This is a genomic window from Pseudoalteromonas sp. CuT4-3, from assembly GCF_035666335.1.
Taxonomy (GTDB): domain Bacteria; phylum Pseudomonadota; class Gammaproteobacteria; order Enterobacterales; family Alteromonadaceae; genus Pseudoalteromonas; species Pseudoalteromonas atlantica.
Genome location: NZ_CP142030.1, coordinates 1,155,455 through 1,179,076, shown reverse-complemented (window position 1 = coordinate 1,179,076; position 23,622 = coordinate 1,155,455). Strand labels below are relative to the sequence as shown.

Here is a 23,622-nt window from a genome sequence, read left to right as displayed (position 1 = left end):
TAATATCCTATTCAATTAAGTCGCCGCGTAGTAAATATTTACACACTGCAACAGTACTTATAAAGCCAAGCATCGCGATTAATAACGCGGCTTCAAAGTACAAACCAGTGCCCATACTAATACTGTATAAAATAATTAACGCGATAACATTAATGTACATAGTATCTAGGGCTAAAACTCTATCAGGCACTGAGGGGCCAATAATTAATCGCCATAGGTTTAACAGTAACGATAAACCAATCATGGCAAATACAATAAGTAATACAGTATCTAACATTGAAATATCTCCTTTAGGGGAGCTTCGTAGCGCTGTTTAATTTGTTTAATAAGTGACTTTTCATCTTTTAAATCAAGCACATGTATAAGTAAATAGCGCTGTTTAGGCTTTTCGCCTTCGTCTAGTGACTCAGGAATAGGATATACCTCGGCACTTACTGTACCAGGTGTAAGAGATACACAACTGGCAAGAATAGTAATGGGCATATCGTGTATTAAATCTATAGGCACTTTAACAAAAGCAGGACGTAACTTTTTAGCTGGGCCAATGATTAATAAGGCTACCTGCAAATTAGCAACCACTATATCGTAAAGTACAATGAGTAATTGTTTTAGTGCTAAACCTGGTTTTAGTATTAAGGGTTGCGGATCACGTAATGAAACACTTAATAGCGGTATAAATATGGCAAAAAACGTAGCTAATACTATATGCCCTGCGGATACACTATTATTAAGCAACAACCAAATTAAAAATAAAAACAAACTACGAAACGGCGTTGGCAACCAACGATAACGGGCTTGTAACCTCATTACTCACCTCCCTTCATAACTGCATTAATGCCACCACTTATGTCATGCAATTGCGTAGCAGCACTAACCATGTATTCACTTATTGGTCCGCCAAAAATAACTAACAAAGGTGAGCACGTAAGTAGCCCTACAATTATCATCACTTGTAATGGGTGAGCATTTTCGCCCTCGGCGCTTTCTGTTTTATTGCCTTTTCTTTCCCAAAACATACTTGTACCAGCACGAGAAAGTGCAACTAATAAAACAAAACTAGCAATTAAATAGACAGGCCAAAATAGTAAGGCTTGCTCGCTATTTAAGGTTGTTTTGAGGATCCAAACTTTTCCAACAAATCCAGATAGCGGCGGCATACCTACTACGGTTAATGCAGCAATTACAAAGCATGCTCCTAATAAGTAAGGTTGGTTTACGGCTCGTCCGGCAACCAGTCTATCCCCTACTTTGCCCCTTTGTGTGGCAATTAAATCAGCTAATAAGAATAGTGCAGCGCTGACTAATGTGGAGTGCACTAAATAATAAAGCAGTGCAGCTGTTGCAGTGACGTTTTGCAGTGCAATTAGAGCGACTAACGTCCCTACTGATACAACAACTAAATTTGCCGTTAACTTACGTAAATCTTGCGCAGCCATTACGCCAATTGCACCAACCACTATAGTAGCAATGGCTAAGCCCCATAACCACGATTGCGCCATATGTTCAAGCTCACCGGCTTGCTCACCAAAAATAACGGTATAAACGCGCAGCATGGCGTATACACCCACCTTGGTCATAATAGCAAATAAAGCGGCAACCACAGGCTTTGCACTGGCATATGTATTAGGTAGCCACAAGTGCAAAGGGAGCAATGCGGCTTTTAAAGCAAATACAACTAACAGCAGTAAGCCGCCGGCCTTCGCCAAATAGACATCATCGCCCGTTAACAGGGCTACTTTTTGCGTCATATCAGCGATGTTTAATGTACCCAGTACGCCGTATAAAATACCTAAACCAATTAAAAATACGCTCGAGCCAACCAAATTTAATATGACGTATTGGAGCGCTGCACGGGTATTTTGTTTATCTCCGGCATGCATAAGTAGTGAGTATGAGGCAATCAACAGGACCTCAAAAAATACAAATACATTAAATAAGTCACCCGTTAAAAATGCCCCATTAACACCTAATATTAAAAAATGAACTAATGGATGAAAAAAGTTTCCTTTTGCATCATCGCCGGCACAGCCATATAAAATGACTCCCATTCCTAAAAAGGATGTGAGTGCAACCAATAAAGTAGAAAGCATATCGGCAACAAGCACTATGCCAAAAGGAGCAGACCAATTACCAATAGCGTATACGTTGATACCACTGTTATATACATGGATTAACAGCAATGCACTAACAACAAATGTGATCACCGCCATAATTGATGAGGCAATACGGCGAATACGTAAACTTTTACCACAGGGTGGCAAAAGCAATATTACCGCTGCCAACATAGGTAATAAAATAGGCAAAGAGGTTAAATGTTGAATCATTTTTGCTCCTTGCTATCGGCTGCACTTTTGATGATTTGCCCATCAACATGATCGCTCCCTAAATCGGCTCTACCACGTATAGCTAAAATAACCACAAACGCAGTCATTGCAAATCCTATCACTATTGCAGTAAGTACTAGTGCTTGAGGTAAAGGGTCGGCATATTCAGCCCCTGTACCAAGCACAACCGCTTTATTTATGGTTAAGCGACCCGCAGAAAACAAAAATAAGTTAACGGCATAGGAAATCATAGTAAGGCCAAGCACTACCGGAAACGTACGGGCTCTTAGTAGTAAAAACACACCACAACTAACTAATACACCAACGCAAGATGCGTACAATAGCTCCATTAAATATTTACCTCTTTTTTCTGGGTATCTGCTGTCATGTTGCCAAGGCTTGCTAATATCATTAACGTGGCTCCAACCACTGTTAAATAAACGCCTAAATCAAACACAATTGCGCTTGCAAGTTCTGTTTTGCCAATAAATGGGATATCGAAATAATCAAACCACGTAGTTAAAAACGGCCGTTCAAAGAACCAGCTACCGACTCCAGTAAACAAGGCAATACCGATACCTGATGCAATAATTTTCCGGTAGTTGACTGCAAAGCGCTCGCTTATCCAAGCTGAGCCATGAGCCATGTACTGCAAAATAAAGGCAATTGATGTTACTAACCCTGCAATAAAGCCGCCGCCAGGTAAGTTATGACCACGTAAGAAAATATAAGCCGATACTAATAATGCAAGCGGTAATAAGCTATGCGAAATACTGGCAAGTAGTATAGGGTGTCGCTCGCGTGCCCATGGGCGCCCTTCACCATCACTTGCTGGCATGAACAATGGAATACGAGAAAGCACTTTAAATATACCCAACGCTGCAATACCCAATACGGTTATTTCGCCTAGGGTGTCAAAGCCCCTAAAATCAACCAAAATAACGTTTACTACATTGGTACCGCCACCTCCTGTTTTGGCATTGGCTATGAAAAAATCTGATATCGATTCGAGTGGGCGTGTAAGTAATGCATAACATATACTTGCCACCACAACACCTAATGTTGAGGCTATCCCTAAATCTCTGAGTACTCGTAACGAACTAGACTCTTTAGGCGTATGTTGTGGTAAGAAAAACAACGCCAACATTAATAAAATAACGGTTGCTACTTCTACCGTTAATTGCGTAAGCGCTAAGTCGGGCGCAGAAAAACGCGTAAACGCCACCGACACCATAAGTCCTACAATAGAAATCATTAGTAACGCAACTACGCGTGAGCGATGCCAAATAACGGTAGCAAAAGCACCTATAATCAGTAGTCCTGCACCTATTGCGTTATGCACATCAACCGGAATACGCGGCATACTGCCCGCTAATTGTTGCATTTCAAATAATGGCCAACCGGCACATAACAATACCACCGCCAGCATTACAAAAATGTAGCGTTGTAATGAGCCGTTTTCGATAGTGTTTACCCTGCTTTGGCACCAATTAATAACCTTAAGCACAATTAGCTCAAAGGTTTTTTTAGCATTAAGTGGCGGTAATGATGCTTGAAATTGAAATAGGTATTTACGATTTATATAAATAAACAAACCACCCACTACCGCCATGGCGCTCATTAATAGCGGTAAGTTAAAACCATGCCATATAGCCAGTTCGTACTCTGGTACGTTTTGACCAAGTACAGCCAAAGACGCAGCAGATAAAATGCCATCGACTGAAAAATGCGGGAACAAACCAACCAGTACACACAGCACAACCAGTACTTCAATAGGGAGTCGCATATAACGCGGAGCCTCATGCGGCTGGCGTGGTAAATCAATTGGTTCGCCATTAAAAAATACATCGTGAATAAAGCGCGACGAATAAGCCACCGATAACGCTCCTGCAATAGTGGCTAACACCGGGATTAACCACGACATAGAGCCAAGCACTTGCTGATGTAAGGTTTCGGCAAAAAACATTTCTTTAGATAAAAAGCCGTTAAGCAATGGTACACCCGCCATTGAAGCAGCCGCAACCATGGCAAGTGTGGCCGTATACGGTAAATACCGCCACATACCATTAAGCTTACGCATATCACGAGTGCCGGTTTCATGGTCAATTATACCTGCTGCCATAAATAGCGAGGCTTTAAACGTGGCATGATTAATAATATGGAATATTGCCGCCACAGTAGAGAGCTCAGTATCTAGGCCCAATAACAGGGTAATTAACCCTAAATGGCTAATGGTTGAGTACGCTAACAGGCCTTTTAAATCGTGTTTAAATAAGGCGATATAAGCGCCAAATAAAAGCGTTGTTAAACCGGTTAAACCAACCAGTAAAAACCAAGTATCTGTACCAGAAAGTACTGGGTGAAAACGCGCTAATAAAAATATACCTGCTTTTACCATAGTCGCAGAGTGTAAATACGCGCTAACAGGGGTTGGGGCTGCCATAGCGTGAGGTAGCCAAAAATGAAATGGAAACTGTGCCGATTTAGTAAATGCACCTAGCAAAACTAATACCAGTGCTGTTTCGTATAAATCATGTGATTGAACAATTGCCTTGCTAGCTAAAATTACATCTAGGTCGTAACTGCCAACGATATCGGCCACTAACATTAAACCTGCCAGCAATGCTAAGCCACCGGCACCAGTAACAGCTAGCGCCATGCGAGCGCCCTTTCGTGCTTCTGTTTTATGCCACCAATAGCTAATTAATAAAAACGAGCTAATGCTGGTCAGTTCCCAAAACAGCCAAAGCTGAATAACATTGTTAGACATAACAATGCCCAGCATTGCGGTCATAAACAACAATAAGTAACTATACAGCTTAGCTAAGGAGTCGTTTTTACTCAGATAATAACGTGCGTAGGTAATTACCAGTATGCCTATGCCTAAAATCATAAACATAAACAGTAAGCTCAAGCCATCAAGACGAAATGATAAGTCCAGTCCAACAGCGGGGATCCACGTTACAGCATAACGAATCGTTTCACCTGCTAAAATAGCGGGGGTGTGGTATAGCGTAATACCTAATGCTGCTAAAGGGGCAAGTACAGTGACAGCTGCAGCTTGCGTACGGGATAGTTTGCCGGTGCATGAAGAAATAACACTGCCAATTAAGGATAACAAAGGTATCCAGAGCAAAGTCATAATGTAGGGCCTTTTATAATCATAAGTTTATCCTTACGTTTTATACATCACGAAAAGATGCTTTTACTGTCTGTTTTTAAACGACATTAATACGTACAGTTATACTTATAAACGGCCATTTTGTCTATAGATAGCAAGCCTAATCGATTTAAATTTAATCAAGCTGAGCGGTTTTAGCAGCATTGATTTGATCAACCCACAAAGCCCTGTACCGCTTTGATAAACCTAGTTGTTGATACTGCATAATTGACCATTGCTTAGTTGGCTTATATGCCACGCCGCCTTGCTGGCAACTTAAGCTTTTGTGCCATCCATTTGGCGCAGCCTCACCTTGCGAAATATATAAATTTGGGGCTACGTATCCTTGGCGTTTACACAACCAGCGCTGTTTAGAAATAGGCAGCGTATATTCATCTTCAAAACCACTAAAGTGCATTAGCTCATGCAAAAATACATTATAGTTTGCTTGGGTACTTAGCTGCATTTTTTTACCTGTTACATTGGCGCTGCCGCTCGTACCCATAATTACAGTGTAGTCATAGCCGTTAGTAGACTGCGCTTTTAAGTGCGCGTTTTGCCATAGGCAATTAGCCATGCCCGAGGTGTTAGCACAGTCAATTGCGCCCCCAGCGTAAACCGGTTTACTTAAACAATACGCCCCGCTTTGCGGCTCAGGTTTTTTATTATACTGCGCGGCAAAACTTGATAACTTAAACAAGGCTTCTCTATTTACACCTAATAGCAGCACATTGTAACTACAGCTATTGTTAATCGGCGGGCGTGTATTTAACGCTGCAAAACCAAGTTGATGTAAAAAGGAAGGCAAAACTTGCTCATAGTCACTCCCTTTGTGCAGCGCTAAATGGTTAAATGCCGCGCCTTTAGGCAGTAAGTTTTGGGTTAACAATAGTTGAAGGTCATTCCAGCGACCTTGCTTTAAAAGAGCATGCGCGAGTTGTTGGCGCTTGTTATGCCCAACATGCTCAATACTTTGTAGCCAAAATAACTTTGCTTGTTCGTTTTTGCTTGCATTAATCAGTTTTAAAGAATAATTGTACTGGGCTGATGGGATATTTTTACGCGCTAAAAAGCCTAATGTCAGCTCGGGAAGATGCGCAATATTATTTGAAAAGTAACGGGGAAATTGCCAATAACTTTGCAGCGGATTAGCCTGAGCGTGAAGTACATGCCAAAAGCTAATGCTGCTTAACTGGTTGCTAGAGCCTGCAATAAACAGGCTAAATAGCAAACCAATCAGATAACACGGGTATTTAACTAGCGTCTGCACCAGCCATAAGCTCAAGCTCTAAACGTGCATATTTGTATTCAATAAACTCATGCACATTCGTGGATAATGCCAACCTAAAGTAATCAGCAGCTAAAAACTGCTCCCCGGCTGCTTGGTGCATTTTGGCTAAATAAAAGTACGCCTCGCACAAGCGCTGTGCGTATTCTTGCTCTGTCTTAACGCCCTCGCTAATACCCGATAAAAACGTATGCTCACTCATATCGCCGGTATAAAGCGAAATTAACTGATACGCCCATTGCGATTCATCAAGGGCTGCAGCATTTGTTTTAAGAGCCGCTAATGCTTGTTGTTTATCCTCTTGTGATTGTGCAAGGTAAAGCCATAACACACGATAAGGATCGTTTGGTGAACGTGCTAAAAACTCATCAAAGTCACTTTGCGCTAGGTTTGCTCTTTCACCATAATACAGTGCAATGCCACGGTTTAAATAAGCGTATTCATGCTCTTCATTAAGCTCAAGGGCTGAGTCAAAAAACTCATACGCTTTTTCGTATTGCTGCATTAAAGTGTGCTGAATACCTAAAAAGTTATACACCTCAGCTAAATCAGGCTTTAGTTTTATAGCGCGGTTAAAATCAATGCGCGATAAAGTGGTCATTCCTAAGCTATCAAATAATACCCCACGGTCATAATAAAGCTTAGCTTGTTGCTCGGTACTTAAATCGGCTCGATTTAATAGCTCAGAGTAACGTGCAATCGCAATTTCACTTCTAAAGTCAGATGCAAGGGGTGCAGTAAAAGGCACATTAACAATCGGCGTAGGTTTTGATTCAGTCGTGGTTTGGCAAGCGCTTAAAGACAAAATAGCAAAAGATGCCAAAGCTAAATGTTTGAGTATCATTAAAATCCTTAATACCAAGATATATCGCAATAAAAATAAGACAGACCTTGTCTAATAAGGTTTCATTAAAGCATAAAAAAAGGGGCTAAACAGCCCCTTTTTTATTATCCCGCGTATATTAACGGGTTAAAGTTTAGCAATTATGCGTCTTTCGACTCATCAGCTGCAGGTGCTGCTGATTCCATTGCTTCTTTAATGCTTAGACGTACACGGCCTTGGCGGTCTACTTCTAGTACTTTAACTTTAACTTCTTGACCTTCACTTAAGTGGTCAGTTACGTTGTTAACACGCTCTGTGCTGATTTGAGAAATATGCACTAGGCCATCTTTACCAGGAAGAATGTTTACAAACGCACCAAAGTCAACAATACGTACAACTTTACCAGTGTAGATAGTACCTACTTCTAGTTCTGCTGTTAATTGCTCAATACGTGTAATTGCGTTTTGCGCGCTTTCACCGTCTGTTGCAGCAATCTTAATTGTACCGTCGTCTTCAATTTCAATTGTTGTGCCTGTCTCTTCAGTAAGTTGACGGATTGTAGCGCCACCTTTACCAATTACTTCAGCAATCTTCTTAGCAGGAATTTGCATAGTGTAGATGCGAGGAGCAAACATTGATAATTCTTCAGAAGGAGCAGAAATCGCTTCATCCATCACACCTAAAATGTGTAAACGTGCAGCTTTTGCTTGTTTAAGCGCAATTTGCATGATTTCTTGTGTGATACCTTCAATCTTGATATCCATTTGTAGTGCAGTGATACCGTTAGTAGTACCTGCTACTTTAAAGTCCATGTCACCTAAGTGATCTTCATCACCTAAGATATCTGAAAGAACAACAAACTTCTCATCTTCTTTCACAAGACCCATCGCGATACCCGCAACAGACGCTTTAATTGGTACACCCGCGTTCATAAGAGCTAGTGACGTACCACAAACAGATGCCATTGAAGACGAACCGTTAGATTCAGTGATTTCAGATACAACACGAATTGAATAAGGGAACTCAGTAAGTGTAGGCATTACAGCAGAAATACCACGCTTAGCTAGGTTACCGTGACCAATTTCACGACGCTTAGGAGAACCTACAAAACCAGTTTCACCTACACAGAATGGAGGGAAGTTGTAGTTAAGCATAAAGTGGTTTTTGTGAGTACCCGTTAAATCATCGATTAACTGTGAATCACGTTCTGTACCAAGTGTAGCTGTAACTAATGCTTGAGTTTCACCACGAGTAAAGATTGCAGAACCGTGAGTACGTGGTAATACGCCTGTCATTACGTCTAATGCACGGATCATGTCTGGTTCGCGACCATCGATACGTTTTTCACCAGCAGTGATGCGGCCACGTACAATTTTCTTCTCTAAAGAACCAAATACTTTACCTACTTCTTGCTTATCAAGTGTTTCATCTTCAGCAAGCTCGCTTGTAAGCGCTTCAATTACAGCGTCTTTTGCTGCAGTTAATGCTTCTTTACGCGCTACTTTATCGGTAATACGGTAAGCTTCACCTACTTTATCAGCAGCAAGTTCAGCTACTTTTTCTTCAAGCGATACGTTTTTCTCAGGTGCAGACCAATCCCATGTAGGCTTGCCCGCTTCTGCTTTAAATTCGTTAATTGCGTTGATAATAGCTTGAGATTGCTCATGGCCGTATACAACCGCACCTAGCATTACGTCTTCAGCTAATACGTCAGCTTCTGATTCAACCATTAGTACTGCGTTATCAGTACCTGCAACTACTAAATCAAGTTGGCTTTCTTCAAGCTCTTTTAGTGTTGGGTTAAGTACATACTCACCGTTGATGTAACCAACGCGTGACGCACCAATTGGGCCGCTAAATGGGATACCAGAGATAGCAAGTGCTGCTGATGTACCAATCATCGCAACCATATCTGGTTGGATTTCAGGGTTTACAGATACAACGGTTGCAATAACTTGTACTTCGTTTACGAAACCATTTGGGAAAAGTGGACGAATTGGACGGTCAATAAGACGTGCAATAAGTGTTTCGCCATCGTTAGGACGACCTTCACGCTTTAAGAAACCACCAGGGATACGACCAGCAGCGTACATACGCTCTTGGTAGTTAACTGTTAGTGGGAAAAAGTCTTGACCAGGTTGAGCTTCACGCTTACCAACTACAGTAACTAATACTGACGTGTCGCCGATGCTTGCTAATACTGCGCCGTCTGCTTGACGTGCGATTGCACCTGTTTCTAGGGTAACTGTGTGTTGACCTAGTTGAAATTCTTTAATAATTGCTTGCACTTAAAATATTCCTTAAATGTTTTTATATTTCATTAATAAGTGTCATTAAAAGGGCCAATTACAGTACATAATTGTATTCAGTTGGAAATCAATTAAGTACTACAATTGGCAAAATTTTTAATGACTGCAGATAACCTATTTATCTACGCGCATAGTATATACCAAAGCGACGTAAAATTGCGAGCCTACCCAAAGATAAAACGTAATCGCTTTTGCCACATTATTTTTTAATTGTTTTATCGCAAAGCGTTTAATTAAGCGTGTAATTTTTAGCTATGAAAAACCTTTAGATAGCTAGGTGAATAATTCGCTATTAAATTGTTCTTAAAGATAATTTTAACGCAGTGGTTGCAAGCGTTGCCTAACCTTAATTGTTAAGTGCTAGCACAAGGTTGGTGTTATTTATATTAAAGGGAGGTTAAGTTAACGATGGAGTGTGAAGCGTTAAATTTAGGCACAAAAAAAGGAGCTATAAAGCTCCTTTTCTCGTAATCAAGTTCTTAGCGACGTAGGCCAAGCTCTTGGATTAACGCAGTATAACGCGAGATATCTTTACCTTTAAGGTAATCAAGCAATTTACGGCGAGTACTTACTTTACGAAGCAGACCACGACGTGAGTGGAAGTCATGCTTGTGGTCAGCAAAGTGACCTTGAAGCTTGTTGATATCAAAAGTAAGTAAAGCTACTTGTACTTCAGGTGAACCAGTGTCGCCTTCAGCACGTGCAAATTTAGCAATGATATCGATTTTTTCTTGATTGCTTAGTGACATAATAACTCCAAAAGTTAAATTTAATAGGTGCTTTAGCCGATCACTAATTCAGCCAAAACGATTAAGCGGGCGTATTCTACCAACTATGAGAATAACTACAAGTTAAAGTTTACTCGGGTTGCTGATTAGACAAGCCACGCTTTGATTTTAAATGCCCGTCAGGGTTGCGCTCACCGGTGCCAATAAACACACCATCAGCAAGAACTTTAATTGCCCCTTCGGGTAAATCAGTGCCTAGTACGACTGCTTGGCCATGGCTAAACGAAACGCCCTGCTCTTTGCTAATTTCTACAACGGGTAAATCAACCAATGCACTATCCATTGGCAATAGTAATTCATCAAGGTATGTAGAAGGGGCCACCTCTTCTTCTTTAGCCTTGGCTAATAAGGTTTCAAGGTGCCCAAGCGATACCATTTTATCTTTAGGGTAATGGCCAACCGCTGAGCGATGCAGCATAATAACATGTGCGCCACAGCCTAGGTTTTCGCCTAAATCATCAACAATGGTACGAATGTACGTCCCTTTAGATACATGGGCGGTCATTTGTACTTCGTTATTTGCTTCGTCAAACTCATCAAGCGTTAAGCTAAACACGTTTATTTTTCGGCATTTACGCGGTACTTCAATGCCTTCACGCGCGTATTTATATAAAGGCTTACCTTCATATTTAAGCGCTGAGTACATTGATGGATACTGATCTGACTCGCCTAAAAACTTTTCAATTTCTGCAGCTAACTGTTCAGTGGTAACGTTTACATCACGGGTTTCAACCACTTCGCCATCTGAATCAGAGGTAGTTGTACGCTCACCTAGCTTTGCTCTTACCACATAGGTTTTATCTGTATCGAGCAAAAATTGGGTAAACTTGGTCGCTTCACCAAAGCAAATAGGTAACATGCCAGTGGCCAGTGGGTCTAGCGCACCGGTATGGCCAGCTTTTTGGGCAAAATAAATACCTTTAGCTTGCTGTAGGGCTTTGTTCGATGAAATGCCTTGAGGTTTGTTTAACAACAAAATACCATCAATCGGACGGCCTTTACTGCGTCTTGCCATTAGTCTTTAGTGCCTTCTTCGCTATCAGTTTCATCATCAACATGTTTAGCGTTATCTTCGCGAATAACCGAGTCCACTAAGTTAGAGATACGCATCCCTTCCATTAGTGAGTTATCTACTACAAATTTAAGCTCAGGCATTATACGAGCACGAATACGCTTACCCAGTAACGAGCGGATATAGCCCGTTGCTTCGTTAAGTATTTTTGCGCTTTCTTTTGCTTTGTTTTCATCTTCGGTATTAAACACCGTAATAAAAACTTTTGCGTAAGATAAATCGCGCGATACTTCTACCGCAGACACTGTCACCATGCCTAAGCGCGGATCTTTAATTTCGCGTTGTAAAATTACAGCAATTTCTTTTTGAATTTGCTGAGCAACACGATCAGTGCGAGAAAATTCTCTCATGATTGTTTTCCTAAAATCATAACTTACTGAATTAAAATAATAAGTTAATTAAATAATGGATACAGAAATGGGGGCAAAGCCCCCATTTACAATCTTAGTTTACGAGCAATTAAAGTGTACGTTGTACTTCAACTGTTTCGAATACTTCGATTTGGTCACCAACGCGAACATCGTTGTAGTTCTTAACGCCGATACCACATTCCATGCCGTTACGAACATCTTGAACGTCATCTTTAAAGCGACGTAGTGACTCAAGCTCACCTTCGTAAATAACCACGTTATCACGTAGTACACGAATAGGTGCGCTGCGTTTAATAGTACCTTCAGTAACCATACAACCAGCAATTGCGCCAATTTTTGGAGACTTAAACACGTCACGCACTTCAGCAAGACCAATAATCTCTTGCTTAAACTCAGGAGCAAGCATACCAGACATGGCTTGCTTAACTTCTTCGATTAGCGCGTAGATTACGCTGTAGTAGCGAAGGTCTAAGTTTTCAGTATCAATCACTTTACGTGCAGATGCATCAGCACGAACGTTGAAGCCAACTACGATTGCGTTAGATGCAGCAGCAAGTGTTGCATCAGTTTCGGTGATACCACCTACGCCAGAACCAACAATCTTCACTTTTACTTCATCAGTAGAAAGCTTAGTTAGTGAGTCTGAAATTGCTTCGATTGAACCTTGAACGTCTGCTTTAAGTACCACGTTAACTTCTGATACATCGCCTTCAGCCATGTTAGTAAACATGTTTTCAAGCTTCGCTTTTTGCTGACGAGCCAATTTAACGTCGCGGAATTTACCTTGACGGTATAAAGCAACTTCACGCGCTTTACGCTCATCTTTAACAACAGTCGCTTCATCACCTGCAGCCGGAATACCAGATAGACCTAAAATCTCAACAGGAATAGAAGGACCCGCTGATTTAATGTCTTTACCGTTTTCGTCTTTCATTGCACGAACACGGCCGTATTCAAGACCACACAGTACGATATCACCTTGGTTAAGGGTACCTGATTGAACTAAGATAGAAGCAACCGGACCACGTCCTTTATCAAGACGAGATTCAATTACAACACCTGCTGCCATGCCTTCTGATGGAGCACGAAGCTCTAAAAGCTCAGATTGCATAAGAACAGCTTCAAGTAAGTCATCAATACCTAAGCCTGTTTTAGCTGAGATATGAACGTACTGCGTATCGCCGCCCCAATCTTCAGGAATAACGTCTAGCTGAGCTAGCTCGTTTTTAACGCGATCTGGATCTGCGCCTTCTTTATCCATTTTGTTTACAGCAATGATTAAAGGAACGCCAGCTGCGCGAGCATGCTGTACCGCTTCTTTAGTTTGTGGCATTACACCATCGTCAGCTGCAACCACTAGGATTACGATATCTGTCGCTTTAGCACCACGTGCACGCATTGATGTAAACGCGGCGTGACCTGGTGTATCTAAGAAAGTGATCATGTTGCCGTTAGTTTCAACGTGGTATGCACCAATGTGCTGTGTAATACCACCGGCTTCGCCTGATGCAACTTTAGCTGAACGAATGTAATCAAGCGTTGATGTTTTACCATGGTCAACGTGACCCATTACAGTTACTACTGGCGCACGCGGCTCAGACTTACCATCTTCATGACGGTCATTTAGTACTGTTTGCTCTAATTCGTTTTCTTTAACGATGATAACTTTGTGACCCATTTCTTCAGCAACAAGTTGTGCTGTTTCTTGGTCAATCACTTGGTTAATGGTAACCATGTCACCCATTTTCATCATTGTTTTAACAACTTCAGCGCCTTTAACAGCCATGCGTGATGCAAGCTCAGCTACTGTAATTGTTTCGCTAATACGCACTTCATTTTTAACATCTGCAGTTGGTTTTTGGAAACCATGTTGCAATGATGTAGGTGCTTTTAGCTTGCCTTTACGGCCTTTAGCGCCTGCAAATTTATCTTTTGCTGGGGCTTTTTTCTTTTTCTTCGCGCGGCGTGAACCTTGCTCATCACGTGCATCGGCAACATCTTCTGCCTCACGTGCATAAGTAGAAGTCGTAAGATGGTGATCCGCGGTTTCTTCGCGTTTCTTACGTTCTTCTTCTTCTTTTTTCCAGCGAGCTTCATTTTCTTCAGCTAGCTTTCTTGCCTCTTCTGCTTGACGTTTCGCTTCTTCTTCAGCTTTCTTCAATGCGGCCTCTTCTGCTTCTTTCTGCAGACGCTCAGCTTCGATGCGATCTTTCTCAGACTTAGCACTTTGCTCTGGGGTCATCTGCTGTTGTTTAGCTTTACGCTCTGCATCTGCTTTGCGTTTAGCTTCTTCTTTGGCTTTACGATCAGCGTCTTCTTTTGCTTTACGTTCTGCCTCTTGTTTCGCTTTTAATTCAGCGGCTTCTTGTGCAGCTTTTTGCTGCTCTTCGATACGCGCTTTTTCTTCAGCGGCTAGACGTTGCTGTTCTTGCTCTTGCTCCATTGCGCTCTTTTTCACGTAAGTACGTGTTTTGCGAACTTCAACTTGAACAGCTTTTGCCTTACCCGTAGAGCCCGTTACACTTAATGTGCTTTTGCTCTTACGTTGTAAAGTCATACGTGCTGGGCCATCTGAACCAGTACCACCGTGCGATTTGCTTAAGTGATCAAGTAACTGTGCTTTTTCAGCTTCAGTTACATTATCACCTGCTTTTTTAGTGATACCCGCTTGTGAAAATTGCTGAAGCAATTTATCAACAGTTGTACCTATATCGCCGGCTAGTTTTTCAACATTTACTTCTGCCATAGTGTGTAATACCTCCGTTAATAAATTACTCGTCTGCGAACCAACAAATATTACGTGCAGCCATAATTAGCTCACCTGCTTTTTCAGGTGTTAGCTCTGTAATATCTACCAATTCATCAATACCTTGCTCAGCTAAGTCTTCAAGTGTAATTACACCCTTGCTTGCCATAACAAATGCTAGATGACGCTCTAAGCCTTCAAGCGCAAGTAAGTCTTCAGCAGGCTCTACACCTTCTAAGCTTTCTTCCGTTTTAAGCGCTTTAGTGGTTAATGCATCTTTTGCACGTGAGCGCAGTAAATCAACCGTTTCTTCATCTAGGCCGTCGATTTCTAAAAACTCAGAAGCCGGCACATACGCTACTTCTTCAAGTGTTGAGAAACCTTCGTTGATAAGTAATGATGCAAATTCATCATCAATATCTAAGTTTTCAGTAAATAAGTTAATTAACTTATCTGACTCTGCTTCGTTTTTAGCGCGCATGTCTTCAACAGTCATTACGTTTAGTTCCCAGCCAGTTAATTGGCTTGCTAAACGAACATTTTGACCATTGCGGCCAATTGCTTGTGCTAGGTTATCAGCTTCTACAGCGATATCCATTGAATGAGTGTCTTCATCCATTACGATTGAAGCTACTTCAGCCGGTGCCATTGCGTTAATAACAAACTGCGCTGGGTTGTCATCGTAAAGTACGATATCAACACGCTCGCCACCAAGTTCTGATGATACAGCTTGAACACGTGCACCACGCATACCAACACACGCACCTACTGGGTCAATACGCTTGTCGTTAGATTTAACGGCGATTTTAGCGCGTGAACCCGGATCGCGTGCTGCAGCACGAAGCTCAATCATTTCTTCGCCAATCTCTGGCACCTCAATGCGGAATAATTCCATCAGCATTTCTGGTTTTGAACGCGTTACAAATAACTGTGCGCCGCGTGCTTCAGGTTTAACTTCGTAAAGAAGACCACGGATACGGTCACCTGGACGGAAGTTTTCACGTGGCAGCATATCGTCACGGTAAATAACCGCTTCTGCGTTGTTACCTAAATCAAGTACGATTGCATCACGTGTTGCTTTTTTAACGACACCTGTTACTAGCTCGCCTTCTTGATCTTTATAAGCTTCTACAACTAAAGCACGCTCAGCTTCACGTACTTTTTGTACGATAACTTGCTTTGCCATTTGTGTAGTTATGCGGTCGAATTTGATAGATTCAATCTGTTCTTCAACATAATCACCCAGTTGCAAGTCAGGTTCTTCAACTTGAGCTGCTTCTAATGTGATTTCGCTGTAAGGGTTTTCTAAAGAACCATCTTCTTGAACTTCTGCAATCTGCCAACGACGGAACGTGTCGTAATCACCGGTTTTACGGTCAATTGATACACGTACTTCAATTTCGCCATCGTGTTTTTTCTTTGTCGCTGTTGCTAGAGCGAACTCTAACGCTTCAAAAATCTTTTCTTTTGGAACCGCTTTCTCATTGGAAACGGCTTCAGCAACCAATAATATCTCTTTTGCCATGGGTAATGCCTCGCTTGCCCTATTCCTTCGCACTCGAATTAAAACTTTGCGATGATGTTCGCACGTTCGATATTGCTAAGCATGATTAAGTGCTCTTCGCCATCGCTTTTAAGTGTGATCATATCACTGCTAACTGCTACTAAGTCGCCTTTAAAATTACGGCGACCGTCTTGTGGAAGCTTAGTACGCACGCGTACTTCCTCTCCTTGCGCCTTCTCGTAGTGATCTTGTTTGAATAATGGACGATCAACACCAGGAGACGATACTTCCAAATCATATTCGTTTGTAATTGGGTCTTCGACGTCTAAAATCGCACTAATTTGGCGACTCGCATCCGCACAATTATCAACAGATATTCCATCCTCATGGTCAATATAAACCCTTAAGGTAGAATGGCGGCCTGCTTGTACAAACTCAAGACCATGTAATTCAAAGCCTAACATTTCTACTGCAGGCGTAAGCATGGTTAATAAATCTTGCTCAAGTTTTGTCACGAAAATCCTCCATACAAACAAAAAAAGGGCTTATAGCCCTAAAATACTGAGTTTAAGTTTTGATTTAATGACAAAGCCATAAATCAATGGTGCAGATACAACAACGCCCCGAACCAAGCGGGGCGTCACACCAATAAAGCATAAAACTGTGTGGCCTCAGGCCAAGCTTGGCTGCGGGTCATTACACTGACCAAATTAAACTACATTAGCTTAAACGCAAAACGCGCATTACTTAGAATGCGCGATATAGAATTAGTAAGGATATACCTACTATAAAAATTGGTTGCGGGAGCCGGATTTGAACCGACGACCTTCGGGTTATGAGCCCGACGAGCTACCAGGCTGCTCCATCCCGCGCCAACTACCAGGCTGCTCCATCCCGCGCCAATAGATATTAAACCTAAAATTCAATATCGCTGTTAGTGGTTAATCAACCGCTAAACAATGGCGGCTATTATAAGGATATACGGGGTAATTAGCAACCATAATAACTAATAAGTTTGATAAAATCAGTGAACCCCCATTTTAAGCTTCACCAGTATGTACTATGATTATGCAGACGTTAAAATGGTAATCGTAACGCCACTAATATGTACGTAAAAAGCCGGATATTCATAAATAAAATATCTAAAATTTATAAAACTGATACAATTTTGTGCTTTTTACGTTTAGATTACGTGCGATATTTGAGCAACGCACTATACTAAAAGCTCACCGATGTGGATAAAAATAAAAATTACAAAATTTAATGAGATTGCTAATGAATACTTATCAGCCACAGTTAATTAAAAGTTTGCATATAGTTAAGCCAAACTTTCATGCGTTTACCGCGCGCTTTCATGCAAAGCTTGAAGAGTCAAATATAACAATGCAGTATCCAAGTGCCGCTTATTTTAACGAAAAAAGTTATATTTTATATTGTGTTTTAGAACGTATAGTTAGGCATTTAGATAACCCATCTTCTGTTGCCCCATTTTTAACCTTTCACTTGCAATACTTAAAAAAGATGGGCGTTACGCCAAAAGAAATATCGCTACTGTGCGATGCCTTTTACGATACCTTAAACGAGCACTTAGGGCGTTTATTCACCGCACAAACACAATTTGCTTGGCAAAAAGCGCTTCGTTATTTTGAAAGTTTTGCTAATACAACCTTGTTTAACAAAACAAATGTTATTTCGCTTGAGCAAAAAATCACTCAACTTCGCACAAGTAAGCTTTAAGTAATACAAGCTTTAGCTTTTATGCACGTATGAGCAAACTACCTAGATCCACGTTGTCGCTTTTTACGTACAACTAAATTTAGGTGGTTTATGGCTCATTATAAAGTGTTGCGCCTAATTTTAGGTGATCAACTTAATGCTTCGCATTCGTGGTTTAAAGAAAAAGAGCCTGATACGCTTTATTTAATTGCCGAGTTAAAACAAGAAACCAATTACGTTAAGCACCATGTGCAAAAGTTATGTGCTTTTTTTTATGCGATGGAGCGTTTTGCTACAGCTTTACAAAGCGCGGATTACAGCACACTGCACCTCACCCTTGATGATACCCACCAAGACAAAACCTTGCCTGATTTACTCACGCGCATAGCCAAACAGTATCGTTGCAGTGAAATACATTATCAATACCCTGATGAATTTCGCCTCAAAGCACAGCTAAGTAAATTTAAAAAAGAGTCTGATCTTCTTGTTAAAGCCTATGACACCGAGCATTTTATGCTGCCATTCGAGCGTATTAACGAGCGGTTTGAAAAAAACAAACATGTGACTATGGAGCACTTTTATCGCGCTATGCGTAAGCAATACACTATTCTTATGGATGGGAGTAGCCCGCAAGGAGGTCAATGGAACTTTGATAGTAATAACAGAAACAAATTTAAAAAAGCAGATTTAAACGCTATCCCCCCGCCAAAATTATTTAATAACGATGTAAGCTCTATCATTCGCAGACTTAAAAAACATAACGTAAATTACTTTGGTGAAATAAATCCTCAGCAGCTGCCGTGGCCGCTCACTCGCAAACAAGCTAAAACGTGTTTAGAATATTTTTGTACCCACCTGCTAAAAAATTTCGGCCAGTTTCAAGATGCAATGACCGACCAAGTTACAAATAACGCCAGCTTGTACCATAGCCGTTTATCATTTGCTTTAAACGCCAAGTTAATCCACCCGCTGTACGTTATTAGGCGTGTAATTGACGAATTTAATGCTCATCCCGACACAATTTCGATTTCCCAAGTAGAGGGCTTTGTTAGGCAAATTTTAGGTTGGCGTGAATATGTTCGCTGTATATATTGGACAAACATGCCCGACTATGCACAAAAAAACCAATTACAGGCCAACCAGTCGTTACCAGGGTACTTTTGGCAGGGTAATGTAAAAATGAACTGTTTAAGCCATGCATTAACGCAGAGCTTAGACACCGCATACGCTCATCATATTCAAAGATTAATGATCATTGGTAATTTTTGCTTATTAACAGGCATCGACCCTAATGAAGTCGACCAGTGGTATTTAGGGGTTTATATTGATGCCATTGAATGGGTTGAAATGCCTAACACCCGTGGCATGAGCCAATTTGCAGATGATGCTATTATCGCCACTAAACCCTATGCAGCCAGTGGTAATTACATCAATAAAATGAGCGATTACTGCAAAAACTGTCATTATGATGTTAAGCAAAAAATAGGTGAGAAGGCGTGTCCTTACAACAGCTTATATTGGCAATTTATGGATAAACACCGCGCATTACTTGAAAAAAACCCACGCATTGGCATGGTTTATAGAAACTGGGATAAACAAACACCTCAACTTCAACAGCAGACCTTAGCCCAAGCAAATTATTATTTAACGCATATAAACGAGTTATAAAAACGAAAAAGCCGCCTCAGTTGAGGCGGCTACAATCAGGGAAAATGTTTATTAGCGATTATTTACCTTCGATTAGGTTTCCACCGCCAATTTCAATTTTACGAGGTTTAAGTGCTTCTGGGATTTCGCGCTCCAGATCAATGCTAAGCAGACCGTTGGCCAAATCGGCACCGAGTACTTTTACATGATCCCCTAGTTGAAACTTACGCTCAAAGTTACGTTCCGCAATACCTTGATGAATAAACTTGCGCTCTTCATTTTCATCTTTGTTTGGTTTAGTGCCTGCAACTTTTAAAGTGTTGTTCTCTGACTCAATGGTCAGTTCATTTTCACTAAAACCAGCAACGGCCATAGTGATTCTGTATTTGTCTTTATCTAGTGCTTCGATATTATAAGGAGGAAAGCTAGGCTGCTTGTCTGTGCGAGCTGCCGCATCCATTAAAGATGCTAAATGATCAAAGCCGATGAATGAACGATAAAGTGGTGATAAGTCTACTGTACGCATAATAATATCCTCATATTTAAGCGATATAATGTTGTTACTTTTCCTTTGAACAAGTACAACACAATTAAATTAATAATATAAATTTCAATAACTTCTGTCTTTTTTGGGACCCATCAGGCGTCCTCACTAAACTATTTATGGGCAGTAAAATAGTTTTCAAGTAATTAAATTAAAAAAAGTGAAAAAAATAAAAAAGGGCACAAAAAAGTGCCCTTTTCGTATATTCATCAAATTACTCAATACACTTTACTTAATAAAAGTACCGCGAATTGGGTAGTCGTTTTCGCGTGAAAATTTAATACCGCCTAGCACCTGCTTAAGGCTTGGGCGAACAAATGGACTATTTGATTTATCAAGCATCTGTACTTGGTTGTCTTCGTTTAAAACAATAATACAAGGCTCAGAAAATGGGTGATCTGTTTCAGCATCACTGCGCGGTTCACTAATGTATAAGCCTAAATCAGTCATTTGCTCAATGGTTAAATTGTAATAAAGAGGGAAATTTACGTCTATTTTTTCAAGATGCTTTTTAAGCTGCTCTTCGCTATCGCCACTTACTGCTACAACTTCTACACCTGCGCTGGCAAAATCGTCATGCATTGTTGCAAGCTCGTTGAGTTGCTCGGTACATTTAGGGCAATGCTGGCCTCTGTACACCACTATCATTTTCCAAGGTTTGTCGCTTACGCGGTCAACTAAATTCACGTCATTGTTATCTAAATCGCTTACCACTAAAGGCTGCATTACACTCGCTGGCTGTAAATTAACGTTACTCATTGTGATCTCCTTTTACTATTAAACTTAGGGTGTAGTAATAGAGCTTAGGGTATCTTTGTTTATTTCAACCATGAAAATGTAACTGAGAACGAAATGACAGGCGACTCGCTTTTATTAAGTAGCCTTCTTTAATGTGATTAGGAGAATTATAAGCTGTAAGCAGAATAATAAAATATTAGATAAAACAGGCACCTTGCTCTTTTTAAGTAGCATTAGCACAGTATAAACACCAAGAAGATGTGAGCAAGAAACGTAAAGCTAACTCCAACCTTTTATTTTTCTGTAAATAGTCGAGGCGCTTACGCCTAAATAGGCCGCAGCAAGTGGAATGTTATCATCGCATACGGCTATTGCCGACTCTATTGCCCTTTTTTCAACCTGCCAAAGGGGCTCTATGTCGTGTACGCCCATAAGCGAGTTAGTTTGTATTTGCTCCGCAGATTGAGACGAGCTGGTATTTTTGATTGGAATAGCAGAATTAACACCAAATGAGCTTGGCAACATATCTAACTCAACTACGTCACCCTCGTTGATAACAACGATATTTTCGATAACATTTTGCAGCTCACGGATATTACCTGGCCAATCGTAGTTACAAAAAAGGTTTTCAACTTCTTTTGAAAAGCGATGGAATAACTTAGCGTTACTTTCACTTTTTTGCTTTAAAATATGCTTTGCAAGCAACATTATATCGCCAGCTTGCTCGCGTAGCGGAGGTAACTTTACAGGAATAACATTAAGCCTATAGTATAAATCTTCTCTAAAACGCCCTTCGGCAACTTCGACTACAGGGCTTCTATTTGTTGCACACACTAGCCTTACATTACTGTGTAAAATCTCGCTACTACCTACCCGATTAAACGCACCCGTTTGTAAAAAACGCAATAACTTAGCCTGTAGGTTGAGCTCCATTTCACACAGCTCATCTAAAAATAAAGTACCACCGTTTGCAACTTCTACAGCCCCTTTCCTGTCACTTAGCGCTCCGCTAAAGGCCCCTTTTACATGGCCAAAAAACTCTGACTCAAATAACTGTAGTGGCATAGTTAATTTGGCCACCCATTAAGAAAGAAATGTTATGCTGATAAGCATACAAATTTGGGTGAAAAAATGACGAAATTAAAACGCGCAACGTATTCTTCAGCAATAAAATTAGAAACAGCTCAGCTTGTAGTTGACCAAAGTTATACTCAAGAAGAAGCAGCCAAAGCGATGGGGGTGGGTAAATCAACCGTTAGTAAGTGGGTTACTCAATTAAAGCAAGAGCGGAGTGGCCAGACACCATCTGCTTCGCCAATGACGCCCGAACAAATTGAAATCCGCGAACTTAAAAAGCAAATTCAACGCATCGAATTAGAAAAGGATATATTAAAAAAGGCTACCGCTCTCTTGATGTCCGACTCCCTGAACAATTCTCGTTAATTGAGAAACTAAACCAACGAGAGCGTTACCCAATTAGTGTGCTGTGTAACGTATTCAATGTGCATCGTAGCAGCTACAAATATTGGGCTATACGGGATACAACGCCTACACCAGAGCAAATAAGGCTAGAAGCTGAAGTTAGAGCAATACATGCAATGAGCGGCGGCTCAGCTGGGGCGCGGACAATCGCGGCAATAGCAACGAACAATGATTTTGAATTGAGTCGTTATCGTGCTGCTAAGCTAATGGTTAAATTAAAGCTTGAAAGCTGCCAAGTACCTCAACATTCATATAAACGCGGCGGTAATGAACACCTTGAAATTCCAAACCTGCTTGATAGACAATTTGATGTTGTTGAGCCAGATACCGTATGGTGCGGTGATGTGACGTATATTTGGGTAGGTAATCGCTGGGCTTATTTAGCCGTTGTTATTGATTTATTTGCACGTAAAGTAGTTGGCTGGGCCATGTCGTTGTCGCCAGATACTAATTTAACGCTAAAAGCACTTGAACTCGCGTATGAAAGCAGAGGAAAACCGACAGGACTGATGTTTCATTCAGACCAAGGTAGTCATTATACAAGTTTAAAATATCGTCAACGTTTATGGCGCTATAAAATCAAACAAAGTATGAGTAGGCGTGGAAACTGTTGGGATAATGCACCAATGGAGCGATTTTTTAGAAGCTTTAAGAAGGAATGGATGCCAAAGGTTGGATATGGAAATTTTATAGATGCTAAATATAGCGTGAGTGATTATATCAACGGATATTACAACAACGTTAGGCCGCATCATTATAATGCCGGTTTAGCGCCGAATGAATCTGAGGTTAGATATCAAGATTCTAAAACTGTGGTCAAAATTAGTTGACCACTACACTACTTAGCAAATTTATATCAATGATAACTTCGCTCTACTTGGTGTTTATATTGCGAAAGCCATGCCATAATAAATTTAATGATGATAAAAAATTTAAGTATTTATAAATCAATGGGTAAATTAATTACTTTGATAGGGATAATAAAAAATAGCTGAGCGGATATTTGCATTATGAGATTCAATTTCATTTTGATTTGCAAAATGCAAACCAATTTAAAAATAATTATTAAGAACCAACCTACACAACCCAATCAATTAAAAAGGATTAGTA

Annotated in this window: 20 protein-coding genes and 1 tRNA gene; 3 read left to right on the top strand and 18 right to left on the bottom strand. The window is 40.8% G+C overall.

The window, feature by feature from the left end; all coding sequences use genetic code 11:
• Window positions 1–7 precede the first annotated feature (7 nt).
• The 15 genes from VOI46_RS05295 to VOI46_RS05225 all read right to left on the bottom strand — a co-directional run bounded on the left by VOI46_RS05295 (window position 8) and on the right by VOI46_RS05225 (window position 17,257).
• Window positions 8–277 (bottom strand): K+/H+ antiporter subunit F, encoded by a 270-nt coding sequence (locus VOI46_RS05295; protein WP_004585896.1) that lies wholly within the window; start codon window positions 275–277, stop codon window positions 8–10.
• Window positions 271–807 (bottom strand): Na+/H+ antiporter subunit E, encoded by a 537-nt coding sequence (locus VOI46_RS05290; protein WP_004585895.1) that lies wholly within the window; start codon window positions 805–807, stop codon window positions 271–273. The genes VOI46_RS05295 and VOI46_RS05290 overlap by 7 nt, the downstream gene beginning before the upstream one ends.
• Window positions 807–2,324 (bottom strand): monovalent cation/H+ antiporter subunit D, encoded by a 1,518-nt coding sequence (locus tag VOI46_RS05285; RefSeq protein ID WP_004585894.1) that lies wholly within the window; start codon window positions 2,322–2,324, stop codon window positions 807–809. The genes VOI46_RS05290 and VOI46_RS05285 overlap by 1 nt, the downstream gene beginning before the upstream one ends.
• Window positions 2,321–2,674 carry a Na+/H+ antiporter subunit C gene (locus VOI46_RS05280; protein WP_004585893.1) on the bottom strand — a complete coding sequence of 118 codons (354 nt, stop codon included), beginning with the start codon at window positions 2,672–2,674 and terminating at the stop codon, window positions 2,321–2,323. The genes VOI46_RS05285 and VOI46_RS05280 overlap by 4 nt, the downstream gene beginning before the upstream one ends.
• The gene (locus VOI46_RS05275) at window positions 2,674–5,466 is read right to left on the bottom strand and encodes a monovalent cation/H+ antiporter subunit A (protein ID WP_004585892.1); all 2,793 of its coding nucleotides are present in this window, start codon (window positions 5,464–5,466) and stop codon (window positions 2,674–2,676) included. Before VOI46_RS05275 ends, VOI46_RS05280 begins: the two co-directional genes overlap by 1 nt.
• A 154-nt stretch (window positions 5,467–5,620) precedes the next feature.
• Window positions 5,621–6,754: a hypothetical protein gene (locus tag VOI46_RS05270; RefSeq protein WP_004585891.1), complete on the bottom strand. Its 1,134-nt coding sequence runs from the start codon at window positions 6,752–6,754 to the stop codon at window positions 5,621–5,623.
• Window positions 6,738–7,616 carry a lipoprotein NlpI gene (gene nlpI / locus VOI46_RS05265; protein ID WP_004585890.1) on the bottom strand — a complete coding sequence of 293 codons (879 nt, stop codon included), beginning with the start codon at window positions 7,614–7,616 and terminating at the stop codon, window positions 6,738–6,740. Before nlpI ends, VOI46_RS05270 begins: the two co-directional genes overlap by 17 nt.
• A 140-nt stretch (window positions 7,617–7,756) precedes the next feature.
• Window positions 7,757–9,883 carry a polyribonucleotide nucleotidyltransferase gene (pnp, locus tag VOI46_RS05260; RefSeq protein WP_004585889.1) on the bottom strand — a complete coding sequence of 709 codons (2,127 nt, stop codon included), beginning with the start codon at window positions 9,881–9,883 and terminating at the stop codon, window positions 7,757–7,759.
• A 500-nt stretch (window positions 9,884–10,383) separates the two neighbouring features.
• Window positions 10,384–10,653, bottom strand: a complete 270-nt coding sequence (gene rpsO, locus VOI46_RS05255; protein ID WP_004585888.1) for a 30S ribosomal protein S15 — start codon at window positions 10,651–10,653, stop codon at window positions 10,384–10,386.
• A 109-nt stretch (window positions 10,654–10,762) separates the two neighbouring features.
• The gene (gene truB / locus VOI46_RS05250) at window positions 10,763–11,707 is read right to left on the bottom strand and encodes a tRNA pseudouridine(55) synthase TruB (protein WP_004585887.1); all 945 of its coding nucleotides are present in this window, start codon (window positions 11,705–11,707) and stop codon (window positions 10,763–10,765) included.
• Entirely contained in the window at window positions 11,707–12,114 is a 408-nt protein-coding gene (gene rbfA, locus VOI46_RS05245) for a 30S ribosome-binding factor RbfA (RefSeq protein WP_004585886.1), read from the bottom strand. Before rbfA ends, truB begins: the two co-directional genes overlap by 1 nt.
• A 109-nt stretch (window positions 12,115–12,223) precedes the next feature.
• Entirely contained in the window at window positions 12,224–14,881 is a 2,658-nt protein-coding gene (gene infB / locus VOI46_RS05240) for a translation initiation factor IF-2 (RefSeq protein ID WP_004585885.1), read from the bottom strand.
• Window positions 14,882–14,906: 25 nt separating this feature from the next.
• Complete coding sequence (nusA, locus tag VOI46_RS05235) at window positions 14,907–16,406, bottom strand: transcription termination factor NusA (RefSeq protein ID WP_004585884.1); 1,500 nt, start codon at window positions 16,404–16,406, stop codon at window positions 14,907–14,909.
• Window positions 16,407–16,444: 38 nt separating this feature from the next.
• Entirely contained in the window at window positions 16,445–16,900 is a 456-nt protein-coding gene (gene rimP, locus VOI46_RS05230) for a ribosome maturation factor RimP (RefSeq protein WP_004585883.1), read from the bottom strand.
• Window positions 16,901–17,180: 280 nt separating this feature from the next.
• A tRNA-Met gene (locus VOI46_RS05225) sits at window positions 17,181–17,257 on the bottom strand.
• A 403-nt stretch (window positions 17,258–17,660) separates the two neighbouring features.
• Between VOI46_RS05225 and VOI46_RS05220 the strand changes: the two genes are divergently transcribed.
• Both VOI46_RS05220 and VOI46_RS05215 read left to right on the top strand, forming a co-directional pair.
• Window positions 17,661–18,122 (top strand): globin, encoded by a 462-nt coding sequence (locus VOI46_RS05220; protein ID WP_004585882.1) that lies wholly within the window; start codon window positions 17,661–17,663, stop codon window positions 18,120–18,122.
• 90 nt (window positions 18,123–18,212) lie between these two features.
• Window positions 18,213–19,769, top strand: a complete 1,557-nt coding sequence (locus tag VOI46_RS05215; protein WP_004585881.1) for a cryptochrome/photolyase family protein — start codon at window positions 18,213–18,215, stop codon at window positions 19,767–19,769.
• Window positions 19,770–19,827: 58 nt separating this feature from the next.
• Here VOI46_RS05215 and VOI46_RS05210 read toward each other — a convergent pair whose 3' ends face one another.
• The 3 genes from VOI46_RS05210 to VOI46_RS05200 all read right to left on the bottom strand — a co-directional run bounded on the left by VOI46_RS05210 (window position 19,828) and on the right by VOI46_RS05200 (window position 22,095).
• Window positions 19,828–20,274, bottom strand: coding sequence for an Hsp20 family protein (locus tag VOI46_RS05210; protein ID WP_004585880.1), 447 nt, complete (start codon window positions 20,272–20,274; stop codon window positions 19,828–19,830).
• A gap of 246 nt (window positions 20,275–20,520) precedes the next feature.
• Entirely contained in the window at window positions 20,521–21,051 is a 531-nt protein-coding gene (locus tag VOI46_RS05205) for a peroxiredoxin-like family protein (RefSeq protein WP_004585879.1), read from the bottom strand.
• A gap of 258 nt (window positions 21,052–21,309) precedes the next feature.
• On the bottom strand, window positions 21,310–22,095 hold the full coding sequence (locus tag VOI46_RS05200) for a sigma 54-interacting transcriptional regulator (RefSeq protein ID WP_004585878.1): 786 nt from the start codon (window positions 22,093–22,095) through the stop codon (window positions 21,310–21,312).
• 66 nt (window positions 22,096–22,161) lie between these two features.
• Here VOI46_RS05200 and VOI46_RS05195 point away from each other — a divergent pair.
• Window positions 22,162–23,342 (top strand): IS3 family transposase gene (locus tag VOI46_RS05195; RefSeq protein ID WP_086004320.1). Its coding sequence is split into 2 segments (ribosomal slippage): window positions 22,162–22,420 and window positions 22,420–23,342, totalling 1,182 coding nucleotides; the frame shifts between segments, so codons are not numbered across the junction.
• Window positions 23,343–23,622 lie beyond the last annotated feature (280 nt).